This window comes from Marinobacter aromaticivorans (genome assembly GCF_002806975.1).
In the GTDB taxonomy this organism is placed as follows: Bacteria; Pseudomonadota; Gammaproteobacteria; order Pseudomonadales; family Oleiphilaceae; genus Marinobacter; species Marinobacter aromaticivorans.
In genome coordinates this window covers 44157-65405 of sequence record NZ_NIHD01000004.1, presented here as the reverse complement: position 1 = coordinate 65405, position 21249 = coordinate 44157, and the positions used below count along the sequence as shown (strand labels likewise).

At 55.0% G+C, this 21249-nt stretch carries 18 protein-coding genes and 2 tRNA genes; 9 read left to right on the top strand and 11 right to left on the bottom strand.

The features are described from left to right. Positions 1-7 precede the first annotated feature (7 nt). A complete protein-coding gene (locus CDH48_RS07775; RefSeq protein WP_100688175.1) occupies positions 8-637 on the top strand; it encodes an arylesterase in 630 nt (209 codons plus the stop codon). Between the two features lie 16 nt (positions 638-653). On the opposite strand, the gene CDH48_RS07770 is transcribed toward CDH48_RS07775, so the two are convergent. After that, positions 654-1619: a YheT family hydrolase gene (locus tag CDH48_RS07770; RefSeq protein ID WP_227521002.1), complete on the bottom strand. Its 966-nt coding sequence runs from the start codon at positions 1617-1619 to the stop codon at positions 654-656. 73 nt (positions 1620-1692) lie between these two features. On the opposite strand from CDH48_RS07770, the gene CDH48_RS07765 reads away from it, so the two are divergent. After that, a tRNA-Asn gene (locus CDH48_RS07765) sits at positions 1693-1768 on the top strand. Positions 1769-1773: 5 nt separating this feature from the next. Here CDH48_RS07765 and CDH48_RS07760 read toward each other — a convergent pair. Continuing rightward, entirely contained in the window at positions 1774-3063 is a 1290-nt protein-coding gene (locus tag CDH48_RS07760; RefSeq protein ID WP_100688173.1) for a M18 family aminopeptidase, read from the bottom strand. Positions 3064-3212: 149 nt separating this feature from the next. Here CDH48_RS07760 and CDH48_RS07755 point away from each other — a divergent pair, with 149 nt between their 5' ends. Both CDH48_RS07755 and CDH48_RS07750 read left to right on the top strand, forming a co-directional pair. Then, a complete protein-coding gene (locus tag CDH48_RS07755) occupies positions 3213-3698 on the top strand; it encodes a hypothetical protein (RefSeq protein WP_100688341.1) in 486 nt (161 codons plus the stop codon). An 82-nt stretch (positions 3699-3780) separates the two neighbouring features. Continuing rightward, entirely contained in the window at positions 3781-4389 is a 609-nt protein-coding gene (locus CDH48_RS07750) for an outer membrane beta-barrel protein (RefSeq protein ID WP_100688172.1), read from the top strand. A gap of 27 nt (positions 4390-4416) precedes the next feature. Here CDH48_RS07750 and rlmKL read toward each other — a convergent pair whose 3' ends face one another. Next, on the bottom strand, positions 4417-6591 hold the full coding sequence (rlmKL, locus tag CDH48_RS07745; RefSeq protein ID WP_100688171.1) for a bifunctional 23S rRNA (guanine(2069)-N(7))-methyltransferase RlmK/23S rRNA (guanine(2445)-N(2))-methyltransferase RlmL: 2175 nt from the start codon (positions 6589-6591) through the stop codon (positions 4417-4419). A gap of 318 nt (positions 6592-6909) precedes the next feature. Between rlmKL and rmf the strand changes: the two genes are divergently transcribed. Next, positions 6910-7122, top strand: a complete 213-nt coding sequence (gene rmf, locus CDH48_RS07740) for a ribosome modulation factor (protein ID WP_099619549.1) — start codon at positions 6910-6912, stop codon at positions 7120-7122. Positions 7123-7296: 174 nt separating this feature from the next. On the opposite strand, the gene CDH48_RS07735 is transcribed toward rmf, so the two are convergent. After that, complete coding sequence (locus CDH48_RS07735) at positions 7297-8316, bottom strand: quinone-dependent dihydroorotate dehydrogenase (RefSeq protein WP_100688170.1); 1020 nt, start codon at positions 8314-8316, stop codon at positions 7297-7299. Positions 8317-8746: 430 nt separating this feature from the next. Between CDH48_RS07735 and CDH48_RS07730 the strand changes: the two genes are divergently transcribed. Further along, the gene (locus CDH48_RS07730; RefSeq protein WP_100688169.1) at positions 8747-9907 is read left to right on the top strand and encodes a cation diffusion facilitator family transporter; all 1161 of its coding nucleotides are present in this window, start codon (positions 8747-8749) and stop codon (positions 9905-9907) included. 26 nt (positions 9908-9933) lie between these two features. Here CDH48_RS07730 and CDH48_RS07725 read toward each other — a convergent pair whose 3' ends face one another. Then, positions 9934-11433, bottom strand: a complete 1500-nt coding sequence (locus CDH48_RS07725) for a RimK family protein (RefSeq protein WP_100688168.1) — start codon at positions 11431-11433, stop codon at positions 9934-9936. A gap of 202 nt (positions 11434-11635) precedes the next feature. Here CDH48_RS07725 and CDH48_RS07720 point away from each other — a divergent pair, with 202 nt between their 5' ends. Then, positions 11636-12760: a GNAT family N-acetyltransferase/peptidase C39 family protein gene (locus CDH48_RS07720; protein ID WP_100688167.1), complete on the top strand. Its 1125-nt coding sequence runs from the start codon at positions 11636-11638 to the stop codon at positions 12758-12760. Positions 12761-12780: 20 nt separating this feature from the next. Here the strand turns inward: CDH48_RS07720 and uvrB are convergent, their stop codons facing one another. Beyond that, complete coding sequence (gene uvrB, locus CDH48_RS07715; RefSeq protein WP_100688166.1) at positions 12781-14844, bottom strand: excinuclease ABC subunit UvrB; 2064 nt, start codon at positions 14842-14844, stop codon at positions 12781-12783. 214 nt (positions 14845-15058) lie between these two features. Here uvrB and CDH48_RS07710 point away from each other — a divergent pair, with 214 nt between their 5' ends. Together CDH48_RS07710 and CDH48_RS07705 are read left to right on the top strand one after the other, a co-directional pair. Next, positions 15059-16243, top strand: a complete 1185-nt coding sequence (locus tag CDH48_RS07710; RefSeq protein WP_100688165.1) for a pyridoxal phosphate-dependent aminotransferase — start codon at positions 15059-15061, stop codon at positions 16241-16243. 69 nt (positions 16244-16312) lie between these two features. Continuing rightward, positions 16313-16388, top strand: a tRNA-Asn gene (locus CDH48_RS07705). 331 nt (positions 16389-16719) lie between these two features. Here CDH48_RS07705 and pyrF read toward each other — a convergent pair. The 5 genes from pyrF to rpsA form a co-directional block, all read right to left on the bottom strand. Beyond that, positions 16720-17430, bottom strand: coding sequence for an orotidine-5'-phosphate decarboxylase (pyrF, locus tag CDH48_RS07700; protein ID WP_100688164.1), 711 nt, complete (start codon positions 17428-17430; stop codon positions 16720-16722). 62 nt (positions 17431-17492) lie between these two features. Further along, positions 17493-18662, bottom strand: coding sequence for a lipopolysaccharide assembly protein LapB (gene lapB / locus CDH48_RS07695; RefSeq protein ID WP_100688163.1), 1170 nt, complete (start codon positions 18660-18662; stop codon positions 17493-17495). Then, positions 18662-18964 carry a LapA family protein gene (locus CDH48_RS07690; protein ID WP_100688162.1) on the bottom strand — a complete coding sequence of 101 codons (303 nt, stop codon included), beginning with the start codon at positions 18962-18964 and terminating at the stop codon, positions 18662-18664. The genes lapB and CDH48_RS07690 overlap by 1 nt, the downstream gene beginning before the upstream one ends. A 67-nt stretch (positions 18965-19031) precedes the next feature. Beyond that, positions 19032-19328, bottom strand: coding sequence for an integration host factor subunit beta (locus tag CDH48_RS07685; RefSeq protein WP_100640373.1), 297 nt, complete (start codon positions 19326-19328; stop codon positions 19032-19034). Between the two features lie 133 nt (positions 19329-19461). Next, positions 19462-21156, bottom strand: a complete 1695-nt coding sequence (gene rpsA / locus CDH48_RS07680; RefSeq protein ID WP_100688161.1) for a 30S ribosomal protein S1 — start codon at positions 21154-21156, stop codon at positions 19462-19464. Positions 21157-21249 lie beyond the last annotated feature (93 nt).

Below are 21249 nucleotides of genomic sequence, written 5' to 3'. Positions count from 1 at the left end.
ATTGTCTATGCATAAAGTCTTGCTGTACTTGAGATCTATGACCTTCTTGCTGGTGGCGGTAATGGCCGTGCCTGTAATGGCGGGCCAGCAAACGCTGATGATTGTCGGTGACAGCCTCAGCGCGGCCTACGGCGTTCCCTCGGAAACAGCCTGGGTACAACTTCTGCGCGAACGCCTGCAAGACAACGGGCTGAGCAACTGGAACGTAGTCAATGCCAGCATCAGCGGCGAAACCACAGATGGTGGCGTTCGCCGTTTACCCGATTTGCTTGAGAAGAACAGTCCCTCCGTGGTTATTATCGAACTGGGCGGGAACGACGGCCTTCGCGGCTTTCCTCCCGGCGTAATCAAATCCAACCTTGCCGCAATGGTTGAACATGTGCAGGACTCGGGAGCCCGCGCCGTTCTGGTGGGCATGCAAATACCCCCGAACTACGGTGAGCGTTACACACAGATGTTCGCCGATATCTTTCCAGCGCTTTCAGACAGCTACGACACTGCTCTGGTTCCTTTTTTTCTCGACGGCATCTACAACAAAGAAAACCTGATGCAGGATGACGGCATTCACCCCACTGCAGAAGCCCAGCCCAGGCTGCTGGACAATGTGTGGCCGGTGCTGAAGCCGCTTCTTGAGTGAACCCGCACCCGGCCAATCACACCACGCCTTGCAGAAACGCGAGAGCACGGCGCTCCGACCAGTAATATCCGTCACGGCCATGTTCCACAAATCCCACATGGCCACCCCACTTCGGTGCATCCAGGCGAACGTGCGCCCCAAGCACAGAGGGCGATTCGGGGAAGCATTCAGGTGACAGAAAAGGATCGTCTGCTGCGTTAATCATCAGCGCGGGTACCCGTATGTCTTTCAGTCGGCCCAGCGCCGAACATTGGGCCCAGTAATCTGCGGCATCCTTGAACCCGTGAAGCGGGGCGGTATAGCGATCATCAAACTGGTGAAAGCTCTGAATCCCGTCAAAACCGGAAACGTCGATAAGATCGGGAAATTTTTGCGCCTTTTCCTCCATTTTTGCACGGAGATCACGTAAGAACCGCTGCATGTAAATCTTTCGACTGGGCAGCGCCAGCATGTTTGCGCTGCCCGCCAGATCACAGGGCACCGAATAGGCCACCGCGCCACAGATACGGCTGTCAACGCGCTCCCCCTGCTCGCCGAGATACAGCAGTGTGAGGTTGCCCCCCATGCTGAAACCGGACAGAAACACGGTTTTATAGCCCTGAGCCAGGCCGTGCCCGACCACATGCCGCAGATCTTCCGTAGCGCCGCTGTGATAGAACCTCGGCTGCCGGTTCATCACACCGCCGCAGGAGCGGAAGTTCCAGGCCAGAACATCCCAGCCTTCGGCCAGGAGTGCTCTCGTCAATCCCTGCACATAAGGCCTCCGGCTATGCCCCTCCAACCCGTGAGAGATAATCGCCAGGCGGTTGCTGCGCTGGCGATACCAGTCCAGATGAAGCTCGTCGTTGTCGGCTGTTGCCAGCACTTCCGTTTCCGGACTTTCCACCTTTACCCTGCGAAACAGGGACGGCCACACAGACTGGACATGGCCACTGCGCAGCCAGGGTGGAGGACGATATTGATGAGCCATACTTCGGTACAAATTTTGACCTTTTATATCAGGGGGTTGACCGGGTAATGCAAAGCGCTTAAGATGCCGCCCGACTTAACGCTGTTCCCCGATAGCTCAGTTGGTAGAGCAACGGACTGTTAATCCGTTTGTCGCTGGTTCGAGCCCAGCTCGGGGAGCCATCCAATCAGAAAACCTGCTTCCGCTGCATGAACTCAGTCAGCACGCGGAACAGCGTAAAACCATCCTCAGTACCAATCAGCTCACGAATCGAGTGCATGCCGAACTGCGGCACACCGATATCCAGGGTTGTCACCCCCAGGTTAGCTGCTGTGAGCGGTCCGATTGTGCTTCCGCAAGCCATATCGCTGCGCACCACAAAAGTCTGGTGAGGCAACCCCAACTCATCACTGATGTGCCGGTAAACACCGGCTGAGCGACTGTTGGTGGCATAGCGTTGATTATGATTGACCTTGATCACCGGGCCCTTGTTCAGAACGGGGCCGTGGTTTTCATCGTGTTTATCCAGGTAATTCGGATGCACACCATGGGCGTTGTCTGCCGAGATCATCATGGAACGGGCAATGGCTTTAACCTTCCCTGCCCCACACCAGCGGTCAAGAATGGCAGACAGGAACGGCCCCTGTGCGCCCTCGGAAGATACGCTGCCTACTTCTTCATGGTCATTACACACCAGCAACGCGGCTTCCTCACCGGAGGTGTTCAATAATGCCTGCAGTCCAATATAACAGCTCAACAGGTTGTCCAGCCGCGCTGACGCAATGAATTCGTCACGCAACCCGACAAACCCGGCTTCCTGAGCGTCATAAAAGGCCAGTTCATAGCCCAGAATCTTGCGCACTTTAGTGCCGGAGTCGCTGGCAATCTGCTGGCTCAATAACTCGTCAAACCCGGTCGTATCCTCTTCCGGAACCTGCATCAGCACCGGCGGGAGGTCGGTTTGCGCATTCACCGTGCGGCTGGTGTTCGCTTCCCTGTCCAGGTGGATTGCAAGGCTGGGAATAAATGCCACGGGTTTGCGGAAATCAACCAGCGTATCCAGCATCCTGCCCTGGCCGTCGAGAAGCGTCACTCTGCCGGCCAGCGAAAGGTCCCGGTCGAACCAGGGGTTCATCAGAACACCACCATAGACCTCGACACCCAGCTGGAAAAAACCTTTACGGCGCAGTTCCGGGTTGGGCTTTACCTTCAGGCACGGGCTGTCTGTGTGAGCACCCACCATGCGGATGCCCGATGCAGCAGCATCCTGAGCACCGGTACGAAACGCAACAATAGAAGAGCCGTTACGAATCACGTAATAGCCACGATTATGCACAAGAGACCAGTCATCTTTTTCATCCAGCTCCTCAAAACCGGCTGCATCCAGCCGTTGTTTCATGGTAGCCACTGCATGCCAGGGTGTGGGAGATGCATTGAGAAACTTCAGTAAATCTTTGTTGAATTCAGCGTGTTCCATGGTGTCCCTGATAGAATGATAAGGATTAGCCAGACGGGGTCTAGTATGGCATGAAGCCCCGACACCTCATACCAGGGCAGGAAACTTTGCTCACCCGGAGCGTGATTTCAACACACATTACCTGCCAGAAGCAGCAGAAGGAACCAGATATGCCGGTACCAAGATTCCTCGACATAGAATACTGCCAGACTGACGACGCTCTGTTCCCGACAGCCATCGCCTGGTCACTTGAAGACGGCCAGATGAAAACCGTGGTCATTGCCCCCGCAGACGAATGGCTGCCAGAGGACGGCGACCTTGGCGACATTGATCTGCATTACCTGGAAGAACAGGGTGTGCCATTACTCGAACTTGTTCACGAGTTGCACCAGGACCTGCCAGACCTGACAGTGTACGTAGACGGCCTGGACCCGGACGAAATCCTGGTGGATCTGATTTTCAGCGCCATGGAGCAGGACGCACCGTTTGAAGTTGCGCCCATTACAGAACTCATTACCGGCCTTGACAGTGATGCCCTGGAAGAGCGCCGCCGTCAGCTTCTTTTTGAGGAAAGCCTGGAACCGCAACTGCCGGAAAACGGAGTTTACGCCCTGTTATTGATGGCCCGGGAAAACGGCCTGCTTGAGGAGGACTAAACTGTGACACGGGTCGACGTAACAATCGGTTACACAAGGCAAACTCAGCCCCTAACCGCCCATGTCAGGAAACCCGATAACAATGAAAAAGGTTGTGCGATCACACCTGCTGCTTGCGTTAGTAACGATCTGTCTGATGCCCGCTCAGTCAGCGCTGGCCCAGGACATACCAAGGGCAGACAAGCACTATGTCGGCCTTTTGGTAACCGCCTTCAACCATCGCTCCATAGGCAGCGCCTCGAATGAGAAAGCCACGGGTAGCGGCGGCACAATCGTTTTCGGCAGCCACATTAATGACCTGTTCCACGCCGAGCTGCGGGCCGGTGGCGGGTATCGCGATGCCGAGGTGCCCGGCAGCGACCTGACGCTTTCCGTCGATTACTTCGCCAGCTGGTACATAGGCTTGCACTACCCTGTTACCGACTACGCTAACCTGTACGCCCAGGCTGGCTTTTCCTTTATTCACGGCAGTGCCGAGCTCACCAATACGGACGAGAAACAGAATGCCCAGTTCCGGGACCTGGAAGGCGATTTCCCGGACAGCAGCTTCAGTATAAGCTGGGTGCTCGGCATGGATGTCGAGCTAGTCAGCGATACCTACCTGGTGTTTGAGGGTGGGAGACTGTTCAAGGACACAGGCACAGACGCCAACACCTTCCAGTTTTCCGCCGGCCTCAAATACGAATTCTGACGACGAACACCGCGTCAGGCTGCCGCTTCACGCACTGTGGCGGATGTGCCAGCAACGGTGAATCCGCGGGTTCCTCTGAAAATCCTTGTCCAGCGTACTGGCAGTTACTTCCTCCACGTCAAACTCCGGTGCCAGTGATTCATCCAGCTTGAAACGCCGGAAGTTATTGGAAAAAATCAGCAACCCGTCTGAGCTTAACCTGGCCATGGCCTGCCGGATAAGCCTGCTGTGATCCTTCTGTACATCCAGAACGCCCGCCATGCGGGCAGAGTTGGAAAAGGTCGGCGGGTCCATGAAGATCAGATCGTAAACCTGATCAGGTGTCGGCTTTGCCGCAAGCCAGGCAAGGCAATCCACCTGCTCTACCCTGTGTTTTCGGGGGTCCGCCCTGTTCAGCGCCAGATTGTCCTGAGCCCAGCTTACGTATGTTTTCGACAAATCCAGGCTCAGCGAGCGGCTGGCACCGCCAACGATCGCATGAACTGTCGCAGCGCCGGTATAACAGAACAGGTTCAGAAAACGCTTGCCATGAGCATTCTGCTGGATCCAGTGGCGCACTGGCCGGTGATCCAGGAATAAACCGGTGTCCAGGTAATCCCTGAGATTTACTTTCAGGGTGCAACCATGCTCCTGAACCTGAAAGAACTCACCACTGGCATCCTGTTTTTCGTACTGGCTGGTACCTGCCTGGCGCTGACGCTGCTTGCAAACCATTTGATCCCGCGCGATGCCCAAGGCCTCGGGAATGACTGCCAATGCTTCAGCCAGGCGTTCCCGGGCTGAGTGTTCATCAATAGACTTGGGGGCGGCATATTCCTGCACGTGCACCCTGCCGTCGTAGATATCGATCGCCAGCGCATACTCCGGCATGTCCGCATCGTACAGGCGATAGCAGGATATTTGTTGCTTGCGCGCCCATTGGCCTATGCTTTTCATGTTTTTCTTAAGCCGGTTGCGCAGCATGGCTGCACGCTCTTCATTCGCAATCCGGGGCTGAACTTCACCAGGAACTGCAGGCTCCCGCGGAACGCGCACACTGGCATCGTCTATGGTGAACAACAGAAGTTGTGCGGGCAGCTTGCCGTTGAACAGTTTGTACTGCTTGAAACTGCGCAGGCCGACAGACTTGCCAAATTCCGGAGCACCGGTAAACACACCAAGGCGCCAACCTGAAGCCGCCTTTTTCACCGCATCGCCCAGTGATTCGTAAAGACTGGCGAGTGCTTTTCTGTCGCTAAGGCGTTCGCCATAAGGCGGATTTACCAGAACCAGTCCGGTTTTGGCCCGATCGTCGCCGAGCGCCAGTTCTTCAACCGCACGGGTCTCGAATCTGACAAGGCCATCAAGGCCTGCGCGCTGCGCGTTATTGCGGGCAGTGGAAATAACCCGGCTGTCCTGATCAAACCCGAGAAACCCGGGTATTCGGGCCTGCTTGCCCTCATAGGCCCGTTTTTCAGCTTCCTGGCGCAAGTTCAGCCAGATGTCCGGTTGATGCCCAAGCCATTTTTCAAAACCGAAACGCTCCTGGCGGCGGCCTGGCGCTATATCGAGCGCCATCATGGCAGCTTCAATCACCAAAGTGCCTGAACCACACATGGGATCCACAAAATCGCCACCTGCGGCCACAATCTCAGGCCAGCCTGCACGCAGCAATAACGCCGCGGCCAGATTTTCTTTAAGGGGCGCCAGCCCCTGTTCGGTGCGGTACCCACGCTGATGCAGGCTATGCCCACTGATGTCGATACCCAGCGCCAGCCGCCCACGGTGCAACCGCGCGGAAACCGTCACATCCGGCGTTTTCGCCTCTACCGCCGGGCGCTTACCGCCACTCATGGTAAAGCGGTCCACTATGCCGTCTTTTACACGCTGAGCACCAAACTGGGTGTTGCGAATAGCTTCGTTTTCGCCAATAAAATTGACGCGAAAACTGCCAGCGACCGGAATGTGCTGCTGCCAGTCGAGGTGAACTACGCCATCGTATAATTCATCTGCGCTGGTAGCAGCCACTTCATCAATATGAAGAATGACCCGGTTAGCGAGGCGGGACCAAAGGCAGGCCCGGTAACCGGCTTCCAGCGAGCCGTCTACCCAGGCGCCTGCAGGTGCGTTTCGCACCAGCCCCAGACCAAAGGTGCTGAGTTCGTCCGCCAGAAGGTATTCAACCCCTTTCGGGCAGGTTACGAAATAGACATGTTTGGACAAGTTCAACTCCAGGTTCTTGAGCCATCCCCGGTAAGTTGCGGGAATCGCAGCGTTCAAAGGTTCGGGGTAATTTTAATATTCAGAAACAGTCTAAAAAGCAGTATTTATAGTCCAAAATGATAGTGTACTTCTGCTCGAGGTTAAGCTTACCTTGTACTTGACGCGTCGTTCGGGAAGGGTAACACCCTTTCGTTAACAGGATCCTGACTGCTCTGGCTGGAGCTGGCAATAGTGGGTTATCCCGGAGTGGATTCCATATGCCATAGCCACTGCAGAAGTGTACACGCTTGTTCTGTTAATCCATTAGTGAGGAACGGCATGAAAAGACAGAAAAGAGACATGTATGCTCGCGCATTCAAGCGGGGTTATCTCGCTGGCGTGTCTGGCAAATCCAAAGACAGCTGCCCGCTCGAACAGGCAGAGGTTCGCCAGGAATGGTTGAACGGGTGGCGAGAAGGCCGCACAGATCAATGGGAAGGCATGACCGGCGTTTCCGGTATTCATAAACTGGCCAATGTCACAACAGCGTGATGTTCGTCGAAACCCCGAAATCTTAATCTGATCTTTTTTACACAATTTGATGCAGTAATCAGAGCAACCATAACGGGGCCACCCGCCCCGTACAACGCGCTGATGAAGCGCCAGGGGGTTAAACCCCCGAATGGGCCCGTAATACGGGCCCATTTTCGTTGGGCTGCCCAGGTGCTACCCGAGCTTTCGTATCGCTTCAACCGACTCACGGATAAGCTCTGGCCCTCTGTAAATAAAGCCGGTATAGAGTTGGACCAGTTTTGCACCCGCCCGTATTTTTTCAGCGGCACTCTTACCGTCTGTAATGCCGCCCACACCGATAATTGGCAATTCGTTACCAAGTTCTGCATACAGCCCCTGAATAACTCTCAATGATGCCTCACGAACCGGGGCACCACTGAGCCCTCCCGGCTCCTGTGCGTGCCGATGACCGGCAACGGCATCGCGGCTGATGGTGGTGTTGGTCGCAATAACCCCGTCCAGCCCTGCTTCTTTCAGGGCCATTGCAACAAACCGGATTCCCTCGTCGTCCATATCCGGTGCGATTTTTACAGCAACGGGTACATATCGGTCATGCTGCTTCTGACAACTGAGCTGTTCATCTTTAATGGCGTGAAGCAGGCTTTTCAGCGAGTCACCAAACTGAAGATCACGCAAGCCGGGTGTGTTGGGTGACGATACGTTCACGGTAATATAGTCTGCGCGGGTGTATACCGCCGCGATGCCCTTGCGGTAATCCGACTCGGATTCCTGGTTTGGCGTATCTTTGTTCTTGCCTACGTTAATACCGAGAATTCCCTTGTACCTTCGCTTGCCCACCCGCTCCAGCAAGTGTTCCAGGCCTTCGTTGTTAAATCCCATCCGGTTAATAATGGCCGTATGCTCCGGCAACCTGAACATGCGGGGTTTGGGGTTACCCGGCTGTGGCAGCGGCGTAACTGTACCGACTTCTATAAACCCGAAACCGAGCGCGCCCAACGCGTCCACATGATCGGCGTTTTTATCCAGCCCTGCTGCAAGCCCCACCGGGTTGGGGAAATCCAGCCCCATAACCTTCACTGGCAGCGCATCTGCCTGTGGGGAAAAAGCACCCAGTACACGTAACCTGTACGCCAGATCCAGACCGTTCAAAGCGACAGAGTGTGCCTGCTCGGGAGGTAATCGGAAAAGCAGGTTTCGGATAACACCGTACATCTGAAAGCTCCTCAGTAAAATCTGGCCGCGAGTATACCGGAAGTTTTCCACAGCGACTCGTTTACATAAAAGACAGCGCTAAACACCTGTATTTTTGCGCTCTCGGGAGCTTTTCCACGGAATCTGTGGATAACCCTGTTGAAAATCGCGGTGCAACGTTGCGAATCCCTTGTGATCTGCGCCAATCTACAGATTGATCATTTTTTGATCAGTTTATTTTCCTCTTATTTTCAATAACTTATTAAATTTCAACTTTAAATGTCAGAAATTGTGAACAACCTGTCATTCAACTGCGCTACTGGTATGATGTGCATAAATCAAACGCAAATACGGCAAAAAACCGCTTATCAAGGCATCTCCCGGCGGTTTTTCAACATTTGCCGGGAGTAAAGCTATACTACCCGTCGATATCCGACCCGGAGCTCTTTGAATGCAGCAACCCGCTTCACCGGCCCAACTCAACCGTGACAATCTCGCGAGGGAAATGAAAGCGGCATCGCGGGTTACTGTTATAGGAATGATTCTCGATGCTTTTCTGGGTGTCATAAAAGTCATCGGCGGTACCCTGTTTCATTCCCAGGCTCTTTTTGTTGACGGTGTTCACTCCTTCACAGATGTAGCATCCGACCTTGTAGTTCTTGGTGTGATGAAACTGTCCCGCCAGGAACCGGATGAGAATCACCCCTACGGCCATCAGCGCATTGAAACCTTTGGCACGCTCGTTCTTGGCAGTATCCTGATTGCCGTAGGGGCAGCACTTGCCTGGGAAAACACTCTGAGGTTGTTCGAAGGGAGTATTGAAAACACACCGGGATGGCCAGTGCTGGTTGCTGCTGGCGTGTCTGTTCTTGGCAAGGAGTGGATCTTCCATTATACCCGCCACATTGGCGAGGCTATTCGCTCAGACCTGATCATTGCCAATGCCTGGCACAGCCGTACCGACGCCTTTTCATCCCTGGTGGTTCTGGCATCAACAGCCGGCGCAATGCTCGGATTTCCATGGCTGGACGTGCTTGCAGCGGTTGCGGTTGCGGCCATTATCATTCATATAGGCTGGAAGTTTACCTGGGACAGTTTCCAGGAACTTGTGGACACCGGGCTATCTCCGGACAACACCGAAATGCTGAAAACCATTGCCCGTAATACAGACGGTGTACTCAATGTGCATGAGCTGCGCAGCCGCAAGATGGGTCAGGACATTCTGCTGGATATTCATCTGGTAGTGCGCCCGGAAATCAGTGTATCCGAGGGACACCAGATTGGCATGCGGGTGGTGGCTGGCATGCGTGAGGCACTGGAGAATATTATCGACATCAACTTTCACATTGATGCCGAAAACGACGAAGATCAGCACCCCCCTTCCGAATCACTGCCCTCACGTGCTGAAGTGAAGAAAATCATCGCGGAGAATCTGGGGGAAATTCCCCAGCGCAGCCGTTTGAGGCTTCACTATCTCAGAAACAAACTGCACGTGGAGATCTTTCTCGATGAGCCCGACCCGCAAGGCGTGTTTACGCTGGAAAACGCCCGAAGTCGCCTTGAGGATTACCCGTGGTTTGGCAGCGTGAGAGTCTGGGTAGCCGGCCCATAAACCGGCAATCCGTATCGACTGCCTTGTTACCGCCGGCGGTTTTCTTCCATTCTGGAAAGAAATTCCTGCATAACCAGCGTGTAGAGCTCGCCCCCCAGAAAACGATCTTCAACGCCCGCATCAATACTCGGGTTGTCATTAACTTCGATAACCGCTACCCGGCTCCCGGACTGCTTGATATCAACGCCGTAAAGCCCGTTACCGATCAGCCGCGTGGCATTCAGCGCTGCCTGTATTACGTTTCTCGGCACTTCGTACGTGGGCATGGTCTCAAACCCACCACTCTGGCTCGCTGACTCGCCATGCTGATAAATCTGCCAGTGGCCCTTTACCATCATATATTTGCAGGCGTAGATGGCACGCCCCCCGAGCACACCGATGCGCCAGTCGTAATCGGTGTACAGATACTCCTGCGCCAGTACCAGTGCGGACTGCCGGAACAGGTCTTTCAGCCCCGCGCGCAGGGATTTCTCATCTTCCGCTTTGGTAACGCCCCGCGAAAAGGCACCATCCGGTATCTTGATAACCGCCGGGAAACCAAGCTCCTGGATAACCTGCTCCACGGCATCTTTCTGGTCTTTGGATAAAATCAGAGTTCTGGGGGTTGGCACCTTGTTGTTTTTCAGCAAATCCGCCAGAAAAACCTTGTTTGTGCACTTGAGAATCGACACCGGATCATCAATGACCACCATGCCTTCGGCTGCTGCCTTGCGGGCAAAACGATAGGTGTGGTGATCAATGGCCGTGGTCTCGCGAATGAACAGGCCGTCGTATTCGGGCAGCCGCATGTAATCCCGGCGGGTAATCTGCTCTACGTTTATACCCAGTTTGCGGCCGGCTTTTTCAAAGCGCTTCAGGGCCACCGCATCACTCGGCGGCATTTCTTCCTCCGGGTTGACCAGCACCGCAAGGTCAAAACGATAACGGCGGCGAGTTCTTGGCTTGCGCCACACCATGCTGCTGAAGCGGTCCAGTGCGGTTGCAAACGTGTCCTGTTCGCTTTCCTCCAGATCCGCAGGCGCAGCCGGCTTCATGGATTCAATTTGCCAGGCCTTTCTGCGGCGGAACACAACCTCCAGAATCGGGCTGGGGAACCGTTCGAACAGCGCCCTTGCAACCGGCTTGAGATCCGGGTGTTCAGTCTGCCCGAAATAAGTTCGAATCCTTACCTCATGGGTAGCATTGCGCTCGTCGCTGGCAGGGTCAATCGCCGAACCTGCAGACTCCAGCCAGTTAATGACGCTGGCATCCAGCTCCTCCAGCTCAAGGGAGAACAGGCCCTTGCGGCTCAGGTCGTTCAGTGTCATCACCGATGGCACTACGTGGTGCCCTCGGGCTTCAGCCAACAAGGAACAGTAGTAACCACGGCTTAAATATCTGGCGCTCTGGCACAGGTTGATAACACGCACGCGGGTGGCCGGTGGCGCAGAAAACTGAAGGTACTGATCAAAGCTCAGTACGTCTTCGCTGGGATAGTAAGGTGCCCAGTCTTTGGTGCGATCTACAACGATAAGCAAGCGGGACATTCGCGGCGGTCCTCCCGGGAGGTAGTTGCCAAGAGCAATGGTCGCAACAATACGCCGCTTCGCGGGTTGGAACAATCAGCCGACAATGCGTGCTTTTACGCATAAACAACTTATATTCCCGGGCTCGACTCTCTAACATAATAGCGGCACACGGGAAGCCCGAGAGCACGCCCGAGCCGATATCCCCAAGGCCTTCTCATACATGTCCAAACTGCACCTTCGGCAAGCCACCAGCGATGACCTGAACGCGCTTCTGCAACTTGAACAGCGCTGTTTTACAGAAGACCGGCTGTCGCGCCGCAGTTTCCGGCGTTTTATCGAGATGCCGCGGGACAGGCTGATCGTGGCCGAGACCACGCATGAAGGTGCCAGCGAACTCCTGGGCTACTGCCTGGTTCTGATGAGTGCGGCAACCCGCCTGGCCCGCATCTATTCCATTGCCGTACTGCCAACGGCCCGCGGACATGGCATTGGTGAACAGCTGATAAAAACGGCAGAGCATGAAGCGGCATCGGCTGGCCGTATTCTCATGCGCCTGGAGGTGCGGGAAGATAACAGCGGTGCCATTACCCTCTATAAGCGACTGGGCTATCGCCAGTTCGGCACTTACCGGGATTATTACGAAGACCATGGCACGGCTCTGCGTTTCGAACGCCGCATACTGTTTTATGAGCCCTCACGGGAGTTCCTGCCCGTGCCCTATTACCCTCAGACCACCGACTTCTCCTGTGGCCCGGCCGCATTGATCATGGCCATGGCAGCGCTTGACGAAGAACAACCGCTCACCACTCTGGAAGAACTCCGAATCTGGCGTGAGGCAACGACAATTTTCATGCTGGCCGGGCATGGCGGCTGCGGCCCCCACGGCCTTGCCCTCTCAGCCTGGAAGCGCGGTTTTGAAGCCAGTGCCTGGGTGAGCACAGAAGGCCCCCTGTTCCAGGACACTGTACGCAATAACGATAAAAAACGCGTTCTTGAGCTGGTGCATGAGGGCTTTCTGAAGGATATCAGCCAGACAGGGATCCGGTTACACCACGCCCCGCTCACTCTGGAAGCCATGGAGCAGGCGCTTCATAACGGCCAGATCCCGGTGATTCTGATCAGTACCTGGCAACTGAACCGTAGCCGGGTACCCCACTGGGTAACGGTGTGCGCCATAGACGAGCAGTTTGTTTACCTGCACGACCCGGATATTGACGTTGACGACGGCGAAACCGTGGCCGACAAACAATACCTGCCAGTGGATAAGCGGGTTTTCAGCAGAATTTCACGGTATGGCCGCAACCAGCCGCTCCAGGCCGCTGTTATTGTTGGCCCCAAACGCTGAGAAAAACCCGCACCGCCAGCTCACCCGGTCCTCAGCGCGGCTTCCTTGAGGTCTGAGATCTCATCCCGCAAGCGAGCAGCGGCCTCGAAATCCAGCTCCGACGCAGCCTTGTACATCTCGTCCTCAAGGCGTGCGACCTCTTTGAGCAATTCCTGTGGCGAACGGCCGCCAACCTTTGCCCGGTACTGCTCGGCTTCTTCAGCCGCTTTTTCCCCGGGCCGTTCAGCCCTACGCCGGCCACGGCCACCGACGCCTCCCGCACCCTCCATGATATCGGCAATGCTCTTGTTAAGCCCCTTGGGCGTGATGCCGTGGAGTTCATTGTGCTCGGCCTGTTTGGCGCGCCGACGCTCTGTTTCGTCAATGGCCCGCTGCATGGAGCCGGTAATCCTGTCGCCATAAAGAATGGCCTTGCCACTGAGATTCCGGGCCGCGCGGCCAATGGTCTGGATCAGGGAACGTTCGGAACGCAGGAAACCTTCCTTGTCGGCGTCCAGAATGGCGACCAGGGACACTTCCGGCATATCCAGGCCCTCACGCAGCAGGTTAATACCAACAAGCACGTCGAACTCGCCCCGGCGCAAATCGCGGATGATCTCGACCCGCTCAACCGTATCGATATCCGAGTGCAGGTAACGCACACGGATATCGTGCTCCATTAAAAAGTCCGTGAGATCTTCCGCCATACGCTTGGTCAGCGTGGTAACAAGAACCCGCTCTTTAACCCTGACCCGGGCATGGATCTCGGACAGCAGGTCATCTACCTGCGTAGAGGCCGGCCGTACTTCAATCTCCGGGTCCAGCAGGCCGGTAGGCCTGACAACCTGCTCAACCACCTGGCCTGCATGCTCTGCCTCGTAGTTGGCAGGCGTGGCAGACACAAAGATCATCTGGGGCGCAATACGCTCCCACTCATCAAACCGCATGGGGCGGTTATCCAGGGCAGAGGGTAACCGAAAACCGTACTCCACCAGGGTTTCCTTCCGGGAGCGGTCGCCTTTGTACATGGCGCCGATTTGCGGAATGGTCACATGGGATTCATCAACAACCAGCAGTGCATTCGGCGGCAGATAATCAAACAATGTCGGGGGCGCTTCCCCGGGTTGCCGGCCCGAGAGATAGCGAGAGTAGTTCTCGATACCATTGCAGTAGCCCAGCTCGTTCATCATTTCCATATCGTAGCGGGTGCGTTCCTCCAGGCGCTGGGCCTCCACCAGGCGGTTGTTGTCCCGCAGTTGCTGCAAACGTTCATCCAGCTCGACTTTAATACGCTCCACAGCATCCAGCACGGTCTGGCGCGGGGTTACATAGTGGGATTTCGGATAGATCGTAACCCTGGGAACACGCCGCAGCACTTCGCCGGTGAGCGGATCGAAATAACTGAGGTTTTCCACTTCATCATCGAACAACTCAATGCGGATCGCTTCTTTTTCCGATTCTGCCGGAAACACATCAATCACATCGCCACGCACCCGATAGTTGGCTCGATGAAACTCAATATCGTTGCGGGTGTACTGCAGTTCAGCCAGCCGGCGCAGGATATGGCGCTGGTCTATCTTGTCGCCCCGGTCCAGGTGCAGCATCATTTTCAGGTAGGATTTGGGATCACCCAAGCCGTAAATGGCGGATACCGTTGCCACAATGATCGCGTCCGGGCGTTCAAGCAGCGCTTTGGTGGCAGACAGCCGCATCTGCTCGATGTGTTCGTTAATGGAGGCATCTTTCTCGATAAAGGTATCAGACGAGGGAACGTAAGCCTCGGGCTGGTAGTAATCGTAGTAGGACACGAAGTATTCCACGGCATTGTCCGGAAAAAACTCGCGAAACTCGCCGTACAACTGCGCCGCCAGGGTTTTGTTGTGGGCCATGACAATGGTCGGTCGCTGCACCGACTCAATCACCTTGGCCACGGTATAGGTCTTACCCGAGCCGGTAACACCCAGCAGTGTCTGGTGCGCCAGGCCGGAATGAATACCATCCACCAGCCCGGCAATCGCTTTTGGCTGATCGCCTGCCGGCTCAAATGGTGAATCAACCTTGAACACACCGTCTTTACCTGTTTTGCTGGAATCGCTACTGGCCATAATCGGCAAACAACCTCCACTCACTCAACATAGGGCTCTTTACCGCATCCTGCCGTTGCAAGACCGGGTATCAGAGAGAAATTTATTGTTACGCCGGCTTCATGGTACCATCAACGTGATCGACGGCTGGGCGAAAATCAGCCGCCAAAAGGCAAGGATTCAGACACCCCGCCGGTCACGGACCTATCAGACGCAGCTTTCAAGGAGCGCAAGTTTGGACCTTCAACTTTCCAGCCGAGTACAGGCAATCAAGCCATCTCCCACCCTCGCAGTCACCAACAAAGCCGCTGAACTGCGCGCAGCAGGCCGGGATATCATCGGCCTGGGTGCCGGCGAGCCGGACTTCGACACTCCGGATCACATCAAACAGGCAGCCATAGAGGCCATCAAAAACGGCCAGACAAAGTACACCGCTGTTGATGGTACGCCGGCCCTGAAGAAAGCAATTATTGCGAAGTTCAAACGGGACAACGGCCTGGAATACGAAGCCAACCAGATACTGGTATCAAGTGGTGGCAAACAGAGCTTTTTCAACCTTGCATTGGCTACACTGAACGCCGGCGACGAGGCGATTATCCCCGCGCCTTACTGGGTATCCTACCCGGATATGGTGCTGGTTGCTGAAGGCAAGCCGGTAATCATCGAAACCGGTGCTGAAACCCGCTTTAAAATCACCCCGGAGCAGCTGGAAAACGCCATCACCGAGCGCACCCGCCTGTTCGTGATCAACAGCCCGTCCAACCCCAGCGGCATGGCTTACACCATGGAAGAGCTGCAGGCGATTGGCGAGGTGCTGAAAAAGCACCCGAACATCATGATCGCCACCGACGACATGTACGAGCCCATCCTCTGGACCGGCAAGCCGTTCTGCAACATTCTGAACGCTACTCCGGAGCTTTATGAGCGTACTTTCGTTCTGAACGGTGTATCCAAGGCCTACTCAATGACTGGCTGGCGTATCGGCTATGCCGCTGGCCCGGCGAAGATCATCGGGGCCATGAAGAAGATTCAGTCCCAAAGCACCTCTAACCCCTGCTCCATCTCCCAGGCCGCCGCACAGGCTGCTCTGGATGGCCCGCAGGAATGTGTCGGTGAGATGGTCAAGGCGTTCAAAGAGCGCCACGACTGGCTGGTAGACGCGTTGAACAAGCTGCCGGGTGTTGAATGCCTCAAAGGCGACGGCACCTTCTACGTGTTCCCGAGTTTCCAGAGCGCCATTGATGCAGACTCCACTGTCAGCAACGATGTGGAGTTCGCAGAGAAGCTGCTAAGCGAAGCCGGCGTTGCGCTGGTTCCCGGCTCTGCGTTCGGTTGCCCCGGCCACATGCGCCTGAGCTTCGCAACGAGCATGAACAATCTGGAAAAGGCCATTGAGCGTTTGCAGAAGGCTCTGGGCTAAAAACTTCGGTAAGGGGTTGACGAGGCGGTGGCGTAATCTTAATATACGCGCCTCGTCACATGACGACGTTCCCCGATAGCTCAGTTGGTAGAGCACCGGACTGTTAATCCGTTTGTCGCTGGTTCGAGCCCAGCTCGGGGAGCCACTATTCTAAAACCCGCTAATTCTCTGAGTTAGCGGGTTTTTTCGTTTTTGTTCGTGGACTTTTGGTTTGGACCCTAGCCTGCCTGGCTTGGGAGATAGGGGTGGCTGGCACCATCAAATGGATATCAATGATGTTAAGTTCCGTTTTTAAAGCGATAACTGAGAAGACCGAGCGGAATGGTGGGGGCACCCTCCCAAAAATGTCGTAGGCCAAGGATGGCCGAAGACAAGCGCACATGGACGTGCTCGTAGCGGTTTTTGGGAGGGTGCCCCCACCATTCCCTGCACCAAAGCCACAAGGCTAGGGTCATAGCAAGACCAAGAAAACCAAACTAAAGCCCCATAACCTCAGCATGAATAGCCTCAAGCGCCGCCAGAGGATCAGCCGCCTGGGTTATAGGCCGGCCTATAACCAGGTAGTCGGAGCCCGCCTTGAGGGCGTCGCTGGGGGTCATGATGCGCTGCTGGTCGTCTTTTCCGGCGGTTAAGGGACGGATTCCGGGGGTGACCAGCTTGAAGTCGATGCCCTGCTCTGCTTTGAGTTTTGGGGCTTCCTGTGCGGAGCAGACTACGCCGTCCAGGCCACAGTTTCGGGTTAGTGTTGCCAGTCGCGACACCTGGGCTTCCGGTGAATCGGTTATACCGATTCCGGCGAGATCTTCAGCGCCCATGCTGGTGAGAACCGTCACGGCGATCAGCAAAGGTTTGTCCGCGCCAAAGGTATCCAGCCGCTCCCGGCAGGCCAGCATCATTTTTCCGCCGCCCGAGGCGTGCACGTTCACCATCCAGACGCCCAGGTCCGCAGCCGCAGCCACGGCCGCTGAAGCCGTATTGGGGATGTCGTGGAATTTCAGATCCAGAAACACGTCAAAGCCCTTCCGGTGCAAGTTCTCAACAAGCTGCGGACCGGAACGGGTAAAGAGTTCTTTGCCCACCTTCAGCCGGCATTTTTCAGGGTCGAGCTTGTCTACCAGCTCCAGTGCCGGGGTTGCAGACGGAAAATCGAGGGCCACGATGATCTTGGGGTCGCTAGAAGTTTGCACGTTAAAATGTCCTACGGGGATGTCGGTAATAGAGTGTAGGTAATGGAGAACCTTGAACAATCTTATTCAGCTTCAACGCCCTGAATCGGGCGAACGGTTTCCCATTGTTTGCAGCTTGGGCACAGCCAGTGCAGTTGCTGACCGGAAAAACCGCAGCTTACACAGCGGTAAACCGGCCTGTTTGCAAGTATCAGAACACCGATACGGCTAACCAGCCGGCCTTCATCGGTCGTCATGCCCTTTTCATAGCCTGCCATTTCCACCAGCCGCAAGAGAGCCCTTACGCTGGGGCGTATCTCCAGTTCCTGGCGCAGCAGATCAATAGCGGCAGGGCGACCGGAAACTCGTTCAACCGATTCTACCAGAGCCAGCAACAGGCTGGTGCTCGGGTAAGCCTCGTACAGCTTGCGTAATTTTTTTACCAGCCGACCGATATCCCCGTGCTCATGCTCCAGCTTCATAAGGCGATCGATCGCTTCCGGTCCAAAATCCGGGTTTTGATCAAATACCTTCAGGCCCTGGTTGCCTGCTTCCCGATAATTGCCCTGGCGAATCAGAATTTTCATCAGTATCAGAGTGGCACGAACACAGGAACGGTCATAGTCCAGCGCTTCCTTCGCCAGTTTCTGGGCAGCCCAGCGATCATCCTTGCCAAGGGCCTTCTCTGCCAACTCACAGGTCAGATAGGCCAGATCCTTGTACATGGCGGGATCCGCATCGTTTTTGACTAGGGTTCGGGCAACATCAGATGCCTTGCCCCACTCCCGTTCCTGTTGGTAAAGATCAATCAGTTGCTGCGCCGCTTTGCGACCGTACTCACGATCACCCATCAATTGCTGCAACAGTGCTTCCGCTCGATCCAGCAAGCCGGCGTTGAGAAAATCCATGGCAAGTTCAAGTGTTACCTGGGGGGAAAACCGTGGCGGGAGTTCGGGTCTTGCGAGCAGGTTCTGGTGAACCAGGATGGCCCGGTCCGTTTCACCCTTGTTGCGAAAGTGCCGGCCAATAGACAGATGCAGACTTACAGTATCTTTGTTGACGGCCAGTGACTGTACAAAGTTATCGACCGCCTGATCAGAATAGTTCGTGAACAGGAATTGCAGCCTGTCTTTTACAGAGTCCTCATCCGCAATCCTGGTTCGGGTCTGGTTACGCCCGCCGCCAAAACGGCCAACCGACCAACCAACGGCGACTGCAATAGTTAACAGTAGCCACTGAAATACTATATCCATTAAATAGCCCGGTCGTTCTGGGCCCTGGATTTCTCCAATGCCTGCTCGGCGCGATCAAGTCGTTTCTGGAGGGTGCGACGGGAAACCGACGTGCGAAAGGTAGCCAGCAAGGTCATCAGAACACCCACCAACGCACCGATAACAAAAGACATGATGATCCAGACGGCAACACCGTGGGGCTGGGTCTCGAACACCAGAAAGTTGAGAGCAACCGCCATCTGATTATTCAGGGAAAACACGAGCGCCAGCAACACCAGGACCAGTACCAACAGAATCAAAAGGATTTTCTGTAATCCTGCCATAGCCTTAGCTCTCCCAAACGCTAATAAGTGCCCGAATTATAGATGTCCAGTTTCAGGGATAAACAGCTTAAAACCCCTGTTTCAAACTGTCATTCACCTGCTCACGCAGTTCCTTTCCGGGCTTGAAGTGAGGAACATACTTTGCGGGTAACTGCACGGCTTCGCCGGTTTTCGGGTTCCGACCGGTGCGGGCCGCTCGATGGTGAAGGGAAAAACTGCCAAAGCCCCGAATTTCGATTCGCTGCCCATTGGCAAGTGACTGGGACATATGCTCAATGATTGTTTTTACCGCCAGTTCAACGTCTTTTACCGAGAGTTGTGTTTGTTTCGAGGCAATTAATTCGACCAGTTCGGACTTTGTCATGAGGCACTTCCCTCTTTTCTTTTTTATTCGGCCATTGGTTGCCGAATTCCCATCTTCCCAGTTTAGCCAAATCAAAAAAAAACACAAAAAAAACGGGCTCTTAGAGCCCGTTTTTTTTCGTACCAACCGGAGATCAGTCCTTGTTGGCGTTTTGCTGCTGCATTTGTTCCTTGATGAGATCACCAATGGTGGTCGCACCGGAGGAAGTCTCTGCAGTTTTGCTGCGCACATTGTCCAGAGCCTGCTTGTCGTCTTCAACGTCCTTGGACTTGACAGACAGGTTGATAATGCGGTTTTTGCGATCAATGCTGATAATCTTCGCTTCGACTTCTTCACCTTCTTTCAGTGCGTTACGCGCGTCTTCAACACGGTCACGGCTGATTTCGGAGGCCTTCAGCACGGCTTCAACTTCGTCGTTCAGCGCGATGGTGGCTGCCTTGGCATCAACGGCAGACACAGTGCCCTTAACGATCGAGCCCTTGTCGTTCAGCTGAACAAACTCTGCGAACGGATCGCTTTCAAGCTGCTTGATACCCAGGGAGATGCGCTCACGCTCGGGATCAACAGAGAGAATAACGGTCTCAACATCGTCGCCCTTCTTGTATTCGCGAACGGCTTCTTCGCCAGTTTCGTTCCAGCTGATGTCAGACAGGTGAACCAGCCCATCAATGCCACCGTCCAGACCGATGAAGATACCGAAGTCAGTGATTGACTTGATCTTGCCGGAGATACGGTCGCCCTTGTTGAAGTTGCTGGAGAAATCTTCCCATGGATTGGATACGCACTGCTTGATACCCAGGGAGATGCGACGACGCTCTTCGTCGATGTCCAGAATCATCACCTCTACCTCGTCGCCAACCTGAACGACTTTGGAGGGGTGAATGTTCTTGTTGGTCCAGTCCATTTCGGACACGTGAACCAGGCCTTCAACGCCTTCTTCCAGCTCAGCAAAGCAACCGTAATCGGTCAGGTTGGTTACACGTGCAGTAACCTTGGTACCTTCCGGGTAACGACCCTTGATATCAACCCAGGGATCTTCACCCAGCTGCTTCAGACCCAGGGATACACGGTTACGCTCACGGTCGAACTTCAGAACCTTGACGTTGATCTCATCGCCAACGTTTACGATTTCGCTCGGATGCTTGATGCGTTTCCAGGCCATATCGGTAATGTGCAGCAGGCCGTCAACACCGCCCAGATCTACGAACGCGCCGTAGTCGGTGAGGTTCTTGACGATACCCTTGATTTCCAGGCCTTCGGTCAGGGTTTCGAGCAGAGCTTCGCGCTCGGCGCTGTTTTCAGCTTCCAGAACCGCGCGGCGGGAAACAACCACGTTGTTACGCTTCTGGTCCAGCTTGATAACCTTGAATTCGAGCTCTTTGTTTTCCAGGTGCGCAGTGTCGCGGACCGGGCGAACGTCTACCAGGGAACCCGGCAGGAAGGCGCGAATACCAGCCAGATCAACAGTGAAACCACCCTTGACCTTGCCATTAATAATACCTTTGACCACTTCTTCAGCTTCGAAGGACTTCTCGAGTACCTTCCAGGCTTCAGCGCGCTTGGCCTTTTCACGGGAAAGACGGGTTTCACCGAAACCATCTTCTACGGCATCCAGTGCTACGTCGACAACGTCGCCGATAGCTACTTCCAACTCGCCTTTTTCATTCAGGAACTGGGAGGCGGGGATAACGCCTTCGGACTTCAGTCCGGCGTTAACTGTGACCCAGTCGCTATCAACATCCACTACGGTTCCCTGGACAATGGAACCTGGTTGCATGTCAATTTCTTTCAGGCTTTCTTCAAAAAGATCCGCAAAGCTCTCGCTCATTATGAGTCCTATAGGTTCAACGCAAGTACGCTCCGTGCCGCCAGCAACACGGTCTGTTAATAAGTTCCGGAATCAGCCAGCGGCTGGCAAATT